9 protein-coding genes are annotated in these 13,387 nt (G+C 42.2%); 1 reads left to right on the top strand and 8 read right to left on the bottom strand.

Going from position 1 to position 13,387, the window contains the following annotated elements; translation table 11 throughout:
• Positions 1 to 18 precede the first annotated feature (18 nt).
• Positions 19 to 1,431 carry an aminotransferase-like domain-containing protein gene (locus tag BQ7997_RS04530; protein ID WP_073343973.1) on the top strand — a complete coding sequence of 471 codons (1,413 nt, stop codon included), beginning with the start codon at positions 19 to 21 and terminating at the stop codon, positions 1,429 to 1,431.
• On the opposite strand, the gene BQ7997_RS04525 is transcribed toward BQ7997_RS04530, so the two are convergent.
• The 8 genes from BQ7997_RS04525 to BQ7997_RS04490 form a co-directional block, all read right to left on the bottom strand.
• A complete protein-coding gene (locus tag BQ7997_RS04525) occupies positions 1,423 to 2,619 on the bottom strand; it encodes an aminotransferase-like domain-containing protein (protein WP_073344779.1) in 1,197 nt (398 codons plus the stop codon). The genes BQ7997_RS04530 and BQ7997_RS04525 overlap by 9 nt on opposite strands.
• Positions 2,620 to 2,872: 253 nt before the next feature.
• On the bottom strand, positions 2,873 to 4,438 hold the full coding sequence (locus BQ7997_RS04520) for a DUF3858 domain-containing protein (RefSeq protein WP_073343970.1): 1,566 nt from the start codon (positions 4,436 to 4,438) through the stop codon (positions 2,873 to 2,875).
• A gap of 6 nt (positions 4,439 to 4,444) precedes the next feature.
• Entirely contained in the window at positions 4,445 to 6,400 is a 1,956-nt protein-coding gene (locus tag BQ7997_RS04515) for a DUF3857 domain-containing protein (RefSeq protein WP_073343967.1), read from the bottom strand.
• Between the two features lie 745 nt (positions 6,401 to 7,145).
• Positions 7,146 to 8,525 carry an MATE family efflux transporter gene (locus BQ7997_RS04510; protein ID WP_073343964.1) on the bottom strand — a complete coding sequence of 460 codons (1,380 nt, stop codon included), beginning with the start codon at positions 8,523 to 8,525 and terminating at the stop codon, positions 7,146 to 7,148.
• 97 nt (positions 8,526 to 8,622) lie between these two features.
• The gene (locus tag BQ7997_RS04505; RefSeq protein WP_073343961.1) at positions 8,623 to 9,156 is read right to left on the bottom strand and encodes a GNAT family N-acetyltransferase; all 534 of its coding nucleotides are present in this window, start codon (positions 9,154 to 9,156) and stop codon (positions 8,623 to 8,625) included.
• 7 nt (positions 9,157 to 9,163) lie between these two features.
• A complete protein-coding gene (locus tag BQ7997_RS04500) occupies positions 9,164 to 9,790 on the bottom strand; it encodes a CatB-related O-acetyltransferase (protein WP_073343958.1) in 627 nt (208 codons plus the stop codon).
• A 206-nt stretch (positions 9,791 to 9,996) separates the two neighbouring features.
• Positions 9,997 to 10,896, bottom strand: coding sequence for a beta-propeller domain-containing protein (locus BQ7997_RS04495; RefSeq protein ID WP_394333722.1), 900 nt, complete (start codon positions 10,894 to 10,896; stop codon positions 9,997 to 9,999).
• A gap of 18 nt (positions 10,897 to 10,914) precedes the next feature.
• Positions 10,915 to 13,374 carry a cytochrome c biogenesis protein CcsA gene (locus BQ7997_RS04490; RefSeq protein ID WP_073343955.1) on the bottom strand — a complete coding sequence of 820 codons (2,460 nt, stop codon included), beginning with the start codon at positions 13,372 to 13,374 and terminating at the stop codon, positions 10,915 to 10,917.
• Positions 13,375 to 13,387 lie beyond the last annotated feature (13 nt).

The raw sequence follows: 13,387 nt of genomic DNA, 5'->3' as shown, positions 1-13,387 counted from the left end.
GCGGGATACGGAATAAGCATGGAAAAAGAGACTCTATATCAGAAAATAGCCGGAACAATAGCCCGGCAGATAAAAACAGGTATATGGAAAATGGGGGAAAAACTGCCTTCCCTGCGTACTATTAGCAATGAATATGGAGTAAGTCTGAATACCGCGATTCAGGCATATTATGAATTGGAAAAGAGTGGATTCATCATTTCACTCCCAAAATCCGGTTATATTGTCAATTACAAACCGTTGCGCCTGTCGGCACCGGCTACAACGCAGCCTGCAATTAAGTTTACGGGGAAGGGGGACGAGGATTTAATAGCCGAAGTATATAGTTCGATAGAAGATACGTCCATCACCCGTTTTTCCTTGGGGATACCGGAAGATGTTTTTCTGCCTATTGCCAAACTCAATAAGGAACTGACTAAAGCGATGCATTCGCTGCCGGGGAACGGGACGAGATATGAAGATGCGCAAGGAAATGTCCGACTCAGAAAAGACGTAGCCCGTTTCACATATAGTTGGAACGGAAATTTAACGGAAGATGATATTGTTACTACAACAGGGGTGACTAATGCCATCTCTTTAGCTCTGTCCGTCGTTGCACAAAAAGGAGACACCATCGCTGTTGAAAGTCCGGTGTATTTCGGAATGTTGCAATTAGCCAATAGTATGGGACTTCGTGTACTGGAGCTGTCTACAAATCCGGTTACGGGTATCGAACCGGATGCTTTGAGGAAAGTGTTACCGCAGATAAATGTGTGCCTGCTTATCAGTAATTTCAGCAATCCGATGGGCAGTTGTATGCCCGATGAACACAAAAAAGAGATTGTGAGTATGTTGGCAGAACAGGATATTCCTTTAATTGAGGATGATTTATATGGAGATGTTTTCTTCGGAAATTCACGTCCAAAGCCATGCAAGGCTTTCGATGAAAAAGGACTTGTATTATGGTGTGGTTCCGTGTCAAAGACATTGGCTCCCGGATATCGGGTAGGTTGGATTGCACCCGGAAAATTCAAGGAAGCTGTGATTCGTCAGAAAAACATTCATCTCATATCTTCACCATCTCTCAATCAGGAAGCGATAGCCAATTTTATGGAAAACGGCAGGTATGAGAATCATTTGCGTAAGCTACGCCATGAGTTGCATGCGAACAGTCTGCATTTTGCACGTTCTATCATCGACTATTTCCCCGAAGATACTAAAATCATCACTCCGCAAGGCGGATTCATGCTTTGGGTAGAGCTGGATAAAAAGATAGATACGACACAACTGTATTATAAAGCTATGCAGCATAAAATCAGTATTGCTCCCGGACGTATGTTTACGTTGCAGGAGCAATATAGAAATTGTATGCGTTTAAGTTACGGTCAGCAGTGGAGTCCTTTTATCGAAGAACGTTTGATGATATTGGGGAATATGATTAAGGAATCACTTTGATTTACGGATATATTCCGTTATGACTTCGCCCATTATCTGAAGTCCCTTCTCTATTCTGTCTTCCGGCATATTGGAGTAGTTGATTCGAAGGGTGTTTTCCCTGTTTCCGTTGGGAAAGAAAGAACCGCCCGGGACGAAAGCAATCTTTTTCTCCAGACATTTTTCCAGGATTTCACGTGCCGGGACTCCTTCCGGAAGTTCTATCCACGTAAATAATCCGCCTTCGGGATGAGTAAAATTAACAGTATCGGGGAAGTAACGCTCCATGCATTTCATGGCAATATCCCTGCGTTTTCTGTACACTTCGATTATTTTTGCAATATGTTTGTTGATGTCATAGCGTTTCAAGTATTCGGCGATGGTCATTTGGGCGATAGTATTACATTGTAAATCCGTGCCTTGTTTCACCAGAACGTATTTACGGATAATCTCCTTATCTCCTGCCATCCAGCCAATCCGGAAACCGGGACAGAATATTTTGGAAAAGCTACCTGTACACAGAACATTGCCTGCCTCATCAAAAGACTTGACGGATGGCAGATGCTCTCCTTCGAATCTTAATTCGCCATAGGGGTTGTCTTCGACAACTGCAATATTGTATTTAGCAGACAGTTCAGCCAGTTTCCTGCGTCTTTCCAAGCTCCAGGTTCTTCCTGTCGGGTTTTGGAAGGTGGGTATGACATATATCAGTTTTACGTTTTTCGTACTGTTCAACACATCTTCCAGAACATTCATATTCATGCCGTCCGTATCGGTCGGGATTTCAATGAAACTGCATCCGTATGCTTTCAATGCGCTGATAGCAGCCAGGTATGTAGGGCTTTCGCACAAGACTATGTCTCCTTCGTCCAAAAAGACTTTTCCCGACAGGTCCAATCCTTGTTGGGAGCCATGAGTAATCAGAATATTATCTTTATCGAAAGATGTCCCCAAGCGGTTGTTCATTCGTTCGGCAATCCACTCTCTTAAAGGAGCATAACCTTCTGTTGTAGTATATTGGAGCGCCTTCGTTCCCGCTTCTTCCAAAACAATCCGGGTTATTTCATTTATCTCATTCACCGGAAACAATTCCGGGGCGGGTAGACCGCCTGCAAAGGAAATGACATCATCCTGTTCGGTTACTTTCAGTATTTCTCTTATCTCCGATGCCTTGATATAGGACATTCTTTTTGCGAAATTCAGTTTCATAATCATTAAATATTTAGGGAGATTAAAACAACACTGCAAAGTAAAGCAAAAAAAGAAAATAAAAACAGATACAATTTTCTTTATATAAAGGGATACAGATTTTGGTGTGTTCTTCCGGTTGATAAACAGGCAAAGTCAGACGCTTATATGGGGTTGTCCTGTGCAACGATATTCATGTACAGGAATTGATATAATAAAGCAAGATGCCCCCGTTGTTTAATAACGAGGACATCTTTTATAAGTTATGTGATATTCAGTTTGCAGCTTGAAAGAGTAGAGTGCTTTTATCAGCATCCATCCATTCTGCCATCAAGCGATAGTATGCCGGATATTCTGCCGGAGTTATTAATTGCTTTTTCAGTTTCAAAGTACGGATAATCTCTATTTCATCCGCTGCTTTTCTCACTGCAACTTCTATTGCACCGACAGGATTTTCAATCTTTTTATCAGTCGGTAACACTACCGGTTTCATCCCGTCAGCTACTTTCACAATACAAGTATAAGTTTCATCAGGCAAATATCGCAATAGCAGATTAACCGGACGAGTTGTATTCTTAGTTGTTGAACGTCCTTCATAAGCAGCCCAGCCGCTCTGCGCTTGGGGCAGTTCGAATCTCCGGTAACCTGCTTCCAAAGCTTTTCCGGTTTTTGCAGTCACCCGCAATGTGTCGGTTTGCGAAATCACATGGGAAACCGTTTTTAAAGCTATTGGTTGGGCGTCCATATTGACAACAGAAACAAAATCTTGTATATCAGCAACTGCATTATCAGTAACAAACAGTTTGCTGACAGTAGCAAGTCCTGCTGCATCCTTATTCACTGTTTCAGGAAAAACAGCCTTTATTTCAGTTTGAATACCGCTTGCTTGCTGCAAGGCAGCCAACAAAGCCGCTTTCTCCGCTTCCGTCACATAAGCTGAACGAATCACTTCGGCAGCCGGACGCAAACGGTATCCGGTTTGCGACAATGACAAACGGCAGTTTCCTAATCCTTGTACGTAAGCAGTGAGTTGTTTCGTTTTTTGCTCCGGGCTTTGTGCGTTGGCAGTCAGTTTCTTTGCCAATTCTGAAACTTCCCTTCCGTTACTCTCGAGTTGTTGTTTAATCACTTTCAAGGCATCGGCTTTTGAAGCATAAGTAGAAGCTACAATAGCCTGCACATTGCCTGCCGGCAAAGAAACGTCGAGCATATAAGGACGTGGTTGCACATTCTTCAATGCCCAAGTCACAGTCTTTACACCACCCGCAGTTTTCACTGCCGGAACAGCTTTACCATTCAATAATTCATAATGCAAAGGCTTGTTTTCGGGCACTGATAATGCAAGCATATATTCTTTGATTGGAGAAAGTTCTTCCACCTGCTCGCACACGTCCAGTTCGGGTAGATAGCCCGGGCGGGAAATAATCGAGTAATCCAGATAAATAGTAGCTCCTAGCTCCAATCCGGTATGGACTACGACCATTTCTTTCAAACCATTATATGCCGGAGCATCGGCTGCCGCAGAAGGAAGTACTTCCACAAACGCATTTTCGGGTGTCTTTACAATATTGCCGTCTTTCTGACAGGTGTAAGATTCGTGAATCTTCAATTCCTGAAACTTCGGATTATAAATAATAAAACTTTCACCATACAGACGATTCATTGCTGCATGGGTAAATAGTGTCAGTTCTTTTTGTACACGCATCTCCTGGCTACCATCAGCATGCAAGATGTAAGTTTTGTGCAATTTCCCGAATTCGGCTTCGGATGCCGCTTTCACCGGAGCTACTATAAGCAGCAGTACTACCAGTGTAGTTATATAATAATGTATATTTTTCATTCTGCTCTACTTTTTAATCACTAAATATTCACCATATGCCTTGTGGGCATTCACTGAATTACGGAAACTATCCCAGTCGGAAGCCTCATAGACACGTTTCTTCAAGGCTAGTTTGTTGTGAAGCAACACTTTGTTTCCTTGCTGCGCCAATGAGCCTTCAAAATCGGCTCCCGTACCTTGCATTGTTTCATTCTTGTTGGCATTCGCCAGTTTGTATCCTGCCGGAAGCTGAATCGTTTCATCCAGTTCGACCAGACGCGAGCATCCATCTTTGAAACCATACTTACGTTCTTTCAACGAAGTGTCGATACGCAAGTAAGAACGCACCTGGTTATAAAGGTTATTCATCACTAACGGACGGAAGAACATCTCCTTCTCTCCTTTTAATGCATAGTCAGGTATTTCATAACGGAAAGTGATTTTAATAGGTGCCGCCTGATAGTCTTTAGGATTCTTGCCATAGTCTACACTCAACAATTTGGCTTTTGGAGATATGGCTAAAAGCTGGCTTTCCATTGTATTTTTCCATTCGCTCTGAAATCCGGTAGTAAAGATGCGGCGGATATTGCTGTCGCTCTGCCCTTCGGCGGTAAGAGTGAAAGTACCACGCAGAGTACCATCCGCATCCAGGCGGTTGTCGGCTTTGATACGCATATAATGATTTTCGGGAGCTGAAACCGGAGTGATGCACAAATCAGAACCTTCGGGCACACCCGGCAGATAGTTCTGCTGCTGTTCGGCACTGCTCCACAGTTCGCGACAGAAAGGAACCCAGGTAGGGTCGAGTGGCATATACGTTCCGTTACTCAATTTCACCACTGCCACACAGTGATTAAAATGGTCGGCGGGAATACTCTCCACACGGCTGCCCGCCATTGTCATAGCCGGATAGGCTTCGAAACCTGCCATACGCAAGAAGGAAATCAGTGTGCCTGCTATGTCTTTACAGACCCCGCAACGGTCGGTATAATTCATTTTAGTATTGTGAAGTGTGAACCCCTCTCCTTTTCCCATGGATATGCCGGAATAACGGATATTATCTGCCACCCAATGAGTCAGCACGGCAATCTTTTCCATCTCGGTTTTCTTGCCTTTTATCAGTTCGTCCACTTTTTTCTGTGCTTCGGGCAGTGGGGCAAAACTGCCATAATCTTCATTCACTTTATTGAACCACAAGGACTTGTCTTTCCATTGGGGAGTAGAAGACATCATCAGTTTGGGAGCCGCATCAAAAAGGTCTACCATATTCGGTTCTCTGACGAAAGGCATCACATTATCCATTGTAAAAGTGTACACCTTGCTATTGTCTTCATAACGCATGGATGAAGCACATTCACCCTGATAGAACTGGAATTGCAGTTCTTTTTCCATGGGGACAGCCACTTTATAAACTTTACGCACGGTGGGGACACTACTCCAAAAAGGAACAATATCATAGAATTGTCCGCACATAGGCGGGATAAAACGTGAATCGTCTTCATCTCCGGATCCAAGCAGCGCATAAGTAAAACCTTTCTTAGCTATCTCATAATCCACGATATCACCGGGGTGTAAAGCACCGATTTCGAGCATAATCTGTCTCGCTCCCCAATAAATAGCCCGGGCAGGAGCGGCATAATCACAGGTTTTCTTTACATCAAGTTCATCCACCTGCCCATTGGCACGGTAAACGGTTACACGTTTGAATTCGGCATAAGCGGTCAGAGGGTCATAATCGTATTTAATTACCCGGTTAGCTACTGCCCCTTTCGGAGTTTGCACTTTAATCACTTTGCACACAGCAAACGAACCTTGTCCGGTAGGTTGGACAGATACCAGCGTGCTATCCAGTAATGTCACGCAATCGGATGTTTCATAAGTCTTTCCCTTCGCAGTATTTTCATAAGGTTTCCAGCTTTGAGCGAATGCCGTAGCCGAAGTAAGAAGGAAACAAGCTAATGTAATTGATAGTTGTTTTCTCATGTTTTTTACTTACATTTTATTTATAAGAACAAATATAAGTAAAATCTCTGAGTATGCGAAGTTTATCTCCTATATTACTTGTTTCGTCATGAGTTATCAGGGCGTTCGTCGAATAATTCTATGGCAGAGGCTATTTTGGGGATACTTCTTCTAATTAGAGTGCAAAAAGTATTCATCATGGATGTGCTATTTTTAAGATTACGATGAGAAACGATTGTTTTAAAAGTGGTGAATTAGAGTAAAAGCTGCATAAACAAGTGCAATATTATGCATAAATACAGACTAATATCACATAATTCCGCATATAATATGCAATTTCTTCAACCACTTAATTTTTATTCCACTTAAACCAACGAAGCGTTCCTCGGTGTGCATCGACAAGTTCCTCACCGAGGAACCTATCCTTCCTCGGTGAGGAAGATACAGAAAGAGGATTTCGAGTGTTCGAAACGACCTTTTTTCTCTATTTCATCGTAGAGCCGAAGAAGATATAATATAACCGAATGATTAGTTATTCATTATAAAACACTCAATATGACAAGTAAAACAGGTATGCCATTACAACTTTATCATCATATCTCTCAAATCCCTTTAAAACAGAAAAAGCATATTAATAAATGCCGGAGTTTCTCTATTCTTTTCCACCAGTCATTGGTTATATTGATTTCCAGCCAGTTTAAATATTCCGTTTTTAAGAGAGGTCATTTTTTCAGTTAGCAACAGTTCTCCCGAATCTTATCCGGTATTAATTTATACGTAGAGTATTCGTATTCCCTCGAATTTTTCCTAGAATCTTGGGGAACTGCCAAAAGAATAACAGAGTACAACATATTGCTGCTGTCGCGTCGGATATAGCTTCAGCCGCATATACACCTGTCACTCCCATGAAATGCGGTAATATCAATGCTAACGGAATCAATAGAATTGCCTTACGCAACAAAGCAATAAAAATAGAAATCCGAGCCTGTCCCAATGCTACAAACATATTCTGGCAGGCACGCTGCAATCCGAAAATAGTCATGCCGCCCAAGAACACAGGCATCGTCCAACGAACAGTCTCAATCAACCTTTCATCACTTGTAAAAGCGGAAGCTACCGTTGAAGGGAACAGAATCATGAAAAGCATTAATATCAGGTTGAAAGAGAACATGGTTATCAATACAATACGGAAACAGTCTTTTACACGCTGTTTGTCACCATGTCCATAGTTATAGCTTATTATCGGGACAAATCCTTGCGCGAATCCCGTCAATGGCACACTGGCAAACTGCATCGCACTTTGCAGAATTGTCAATGCACTAATGTAGATGTCGCCGAACTCTTTCAAGCTACTATTAAGGACAAAACCAACTAAGCTCTCCGTACTAGCCATAATGAATGGAGACACTCCTAAAGCCAATATAGCAAGTATTATTTTCCTGTCCAATTTCATATAACGCTTTTCCAAAGGCAAAGAGGCACGTTTGGAAAAAAGGAAAGTCAGTACCCACGCAGCACTGCAAGCCTGTGAAAGCACCGTAGCCAGAGCCGCTCCTTTCACCCCCATATCAAACCAGAAGATGAAGATAGGGTCAAGAATTATATTCAGTAAAGCACCGATTAGAACCGAAAACATAGCAATGGCAGGACGCCCCTGTGCATTAATAAAGCTGTTCAATCCTGTTGATATTTCTACAAATATGGTACCCAACAGATAAATGGAAAGATAATCCACTGCATATTCCAATGTATTTTCCGAAGCTCCCGTGAAAAGGAGAATGGGTTCCATAAATGTATATGCGATGAAAGAAGTAAGTAGGGTGAATATTATTAAAAGGACAAAACCATTTCCCAATATTTTGCCGGCACGCAAACGGTCCCCTTGTCCGAGTGCAATGGCAGCTAATGGCGCACCGCCACCGCCTACAATTGCTGAAAAAGAAGAAATCAGGATAATGAGGGAAGTAGTTACTCCCACACCGGCCAATGCAGCGGTTCCGATACCCGGAATATGTCCGATATATACACGGTCGACAATACTATATAGCAAATTGACGAACTGTGCAGCTACTGCTGGAAGTGCCATCTTAAAAACAAGCGGCAACATACGTTCTGTTCCCAGCCGTTCCTCGTATTTATTTATCATTCCAAATTTCTTTTTCTAAAATCGGCTGCAAAGTTACAAGAAAAAGAGGTTTGACGGTTTAAAAGGTTGGATTAATCAATATGGTAACTGATACAAATCATACAGATATTACTTTCTCATACAGTTTGAACCAATCAAGTCCATATTTACCTAATCCCAAATCTACTGTATCAATAAAATCAAATCCACATTTCTCGTACAGAGAAATGGCAGGAAGGTTCTTCTCGTAGACATCCAGGCGGACAGAACTCAATCCTAACCTTTGAGCCAATTCCAATGAATAATCCATTAGTGCACGCCCAACCCCCATTTGTAAAAAGGAAGGATGCACAACAAAAGTGCGTACCACAAAGATGTGACTATAATCTACGTCTATTTTCCATTTGATGTTCTCATAAGCCTTTTCCGGTTGATGATTCAGAATGACCGACCCCACAATTTTCCCATCACATCTTGCTACAAAAAGGCTGTTATCATTCACACCGGAAACTGCATCTTCGCGAACCGGATAGATTCCTTTTATCCATCCGGGGTAGTTAACCGTAGTTGCCAAGTAATCGTTCAACTCGTCATATAGCCTTTCCAGTTCATCTATATCAGCAGAGGTTCCAAGCTCTATTTTCAAATTCATATATTGTTTATTTTTGCATTAATTCTTCAATCTTCCCACCCATTATATAAGGCAAACATTCGGATATCTTTTCAAAACTCCAATCCCACCATTGCAATTCTTGCAATAAAGCAATTGTATTTGTATCAAAACGCTTCCGAATCTCTTTGGCGGGTATTCCGCCCACTATCGTATAAGGGGGAACATCTTTCGTTACCACTGCCCGCGATGCAATAATTGCTCCATTCCCGATATGTACTCCGGCCATGATAACAGCTTCATATCCTATCCAAACATCATTGCCAATCACTATGTCGCCTTTATTGTCCCAAGCTGAGGCAACCTCTTTTTTATCTAAATTCCATTCTTCAAAAAAGATAGGAAATGTATAGTTGGATAAAGAGTTCAATGTATGGTTTGCACTGTTGAAAAGGAATTTAGCTCCGCAAGCAATGGAACAGAACTTTCCTATAATCAACCGGTCTCTATTAATTGGATAATGATATAAAACATTGTTCTTCTCAAAAAGAACCGGGTCATTCACGAAATCGTTGTATATCGTATAATCACCTACAATAATAGCAGGGCTCTTTATTACTGTATTCAGATAGATAGTCTGAAAATCATTGGTACGGGGATATATTTTCGTATTCATTGTGTAATAGCTTCTTAAATATGGTTTCCTAAATAGAATAATGAAATAACTTGCGACTTATGTGAAGTCACAAATAGTTGGAACAACAGACTTTTCCATTGTTCACAATCCATATGGGCGAAGCTATTTACAGAGTTGCCATTTCATTGCGTCAGAAGAATAGTATTTATATTACCTGACAAATGTACAAAATAAATTGCCTGATACTATCTTCTGATTGGACAAACAGAAGAAATCATACCGAATTTAACTTTATCATTCAGTTGCCATACCACTTTACCGTTTGAATCAATCTCTACCAATTGGGGATGTTTACCCTTACCGGCTTCACGGTCATGCCCTTGCCAGTTACAAATATAAAGTCCGCCTTTTTTCAAGGGGAAGAGTTGAGCTACAAAAAATAGTTGTACCCCGTCTATATCATTGGCATTTACCTGACGGATAATCTTGTTCGAGGTAGCATCCAGTTGAACGAAACAATGAGCATCCCCGCAAGCTACCAAATAGTCGCCATTCTTAAGAAAAGCAGTGGAGAAAGGAGTACCGGAGAGTTTGACTGTATTCAGCAATTTACCGTCAGATGCAATTTCGCGCACTTCAGAAGTAGCAAATAAAGGAACGAGATAATTTCCCTTTTTATTCTTATTTATTTGACGGAACTGCGCATGGGGACGTTCGATACCTGTTTCAAACTCGGTTTTCGAAAGAATTTCCCCTTTTGGATTCACTTCTAAAATGGTAGACGGATGACCGCACCAGGCTATTAACGCATTACCGTCAGGCAATATACGTGCAGTCTGCATTTCACAACCCGCAGGAGCGGCAATGTTCCAAAGTTCCTGTCCGTCACGGGTTATCATTTTTGCTCCTTTGGAGTAGGAAAAGAGGATTTCTCCTGTTTTTGTAGCTGCCACCGAGTTACATTCCCAACCTTTTTCCAAAGGATACTCCCATACTATTTCTTTGGTTTCTTTATTTATAATGGCAATCTTGTTCCAACCGGAACCACCCAACAACAAATGTTGAGGTGACTTGCTCTGAACAATCGGTGACAGGCAAAATAGAACAAATAGCAATACAAGATTCTTTATAGTATTCTTCATCATATACATCATTACGTCCGATTAATTATTCTGTTTTTGTTTTCCCATGAAAGATAGAATTCCAAGCAATGCCACCAGGAACACCGATGCTAAAAGATAGATAAATATGCCGCCTACATAGTCGTTTTGACCATAAGAATGCATACCGCTCAAGAAATAATTCACTCCGAAGAAAGTCATCAGCACGCTATAGAACGCAATCACTGAAGACAGATTGAACAGCCACAACTTGTTTCTGAACGGCATCAAATGAAGATGAGTGACAATAGCGTAAACGACCATTGTAATCAGTGCCCAAGTCTCTTTCGGATCCCATCCCCAATAGCGTCCCCATGATTCATTTGCCCAAATAGCTCCAAGGAATGTTCCTATCGTCATCAAGGCAAGCCCAATCAGGAGAGACATTTCGTTTATAATGCTCAATTCTTTTATCCGTTGTATCAATACCGACTTTTTAAGACTCATCATCACCAGATTGACTAATCCAAGCAGGCAACTGATACCGAAGAATCCGTATGCACCCACAATAACGGCTACATGAAACATGAGCCACGGTGATTTCAGAACAGGAACGAGCGGATTGATTTGCGGATCCATCCAGTTCAGTCCCGAAACAAATAAGATAGTGCCACCGAACAGTGTAGCCAAGGCAAAAGTCAGCAGACTACGGCGGGCAAACAGTAATCCTGCGAAAACCGTAGCCCAGGATACATACACCATTGTTTCGTATGAATTGCTCCATGGGGCATATCCTGCGATATACCACCGCATCCCCATTCCGTACATATGGAAAAAGAAAACAGCCAGAATAGCGACACAAAGCGCCCAACCTGACAAACGTATCCAACGGATGCGCTTAAATAAAGAAGCAAAAGCAGATACCAGCAATAAGCCCCCAAAAATCAGATATCCTTTCTTACACTGGCTGAATACATCCAAACGGTTATATTTTATTTCTGCTTCCATCTTTTCAGGAGTAACACCCTCTATCTTATTCTTTGCCTGTTGATAAGTAGAAATCATACCTGCTATTTCATCCGGTTTTGTCCAGTCACCACTCTGAAAAGAAGTTTGCACTTCCTCGACATACCAGGTCAGGATACGGGAGACAAACATCGAATCTTTTCCTGAAAACGCAGACAAGTCATCGCCGGGAGCATACCATGTATGTTGCGGGTCGTCTTCTTTCGGAAAGAGATTTAATAACTGCCAGTTGAGTAACTGATGAAAGATATTGATTTGTTCATCAAACTTTATCAGTTCTTTATCGAAACGAGTCCGCGCGGCAGCCATCCTGCCATAGGCTTCTTCGAGTTTCTCCTGCAATTTATAATTCCCATCGGCATCAAATACATCCATATAGGCGCATTGAGGAAAGGGCAGATGATAGAAATCGCTCAATTCTTTTCCGGGAACGGCAATAAAAGGTACTTGCGTCCAAAGTTCCGGCATTACCAAGACACTAATCAGAAACTGGTCGGAATTTAAAGAACCGAATGTATCCGATTTATGTAATTTCCGCAGGACTTCGGATGAGAAAGTGTTGACGGGAAGTACACGTCCTTTTCCCGATTGAAGGGGCAATGCACCGAAACGGGCGGCATGTCCGGCATTTACGACACTCTTCAAAACAGTTTCTGTCGCTTGCGTCACTTCTTTCGCTTGCGTTGAAGTATCGTTAGCAACTTGCGTTGAAGTATCGTTAGCCTGAACCGACAAAGAAGCAAGTACTGACAATATCAGGAGAACTGAACAACGTAATTCCTTCAGCCTGCGACCGAGCTGCATAAACCGCGAACGCTTGTCCACAAAGCATAAAACCAGTCCGAGCAACAGAACAGCGTATCCGGTATAAGTGATAGTTCGTCCTGCCACATCACGGTTGACGGAGAGCACTGTGCCCTGTTCATCCTGGTCATAAGAAGCTTGAAAAAAGCGATAGCCTTTCACATCCAACACGTTATTCATATAAACCCGCCCGGAAATGACTTCTTCGTCCATATGTACCAGCAACTCGCTTTCATAGGCGGACGGACTGGACGAACCGGGATAGCGGGTCAGCGTAAAATTCATCAGTTCTACACTAAAAGGAAGCGTATGGTAAGTCACTCCACCGGCATGACGGACGGCAAAACGGTTGCTCGTCTCTCCCTCACGCAAATGCAGAATACCTTCCTCACCGTAAAGGTGGGAAACCAATGCTCCGAGCAGAATGATAATGAAAGCGCCATGAGTAACCAACATTCCCCATTTTCGCATTTTCAGCGAATGTTGCCGGATGGCGACAGCCAACCAATTGAGCACCAGTAGAAATTGAAGAAGGAAAAACAAAGGAGAACAGTACACCATCGACCTGGCTACCTCACTTCCCTGATACTTTTCAATAAAAGTGGCGGCTGCCAAGCCAATACCATAAACAAGCAACAATACAATCGTAGTTGTTGAGGATGAAATCAGTCTTTTCAGATTTGTTTTTCCCATTTAAATACTCACT

It is taken from the genome of Bacteroides congonensis (genome assembly GCF_900130125.1).
Lineage (GTDB): Bacteria > Bacteroidota > Bacteroidia > Bacteroidales > Bacteroidaceae > Bacteroides > Bacteroides congonensis.
Note: the sequence above shows the minus strand (reverse complement) of the source record. Positions and strands in the feature narration are given on the sequence as shown.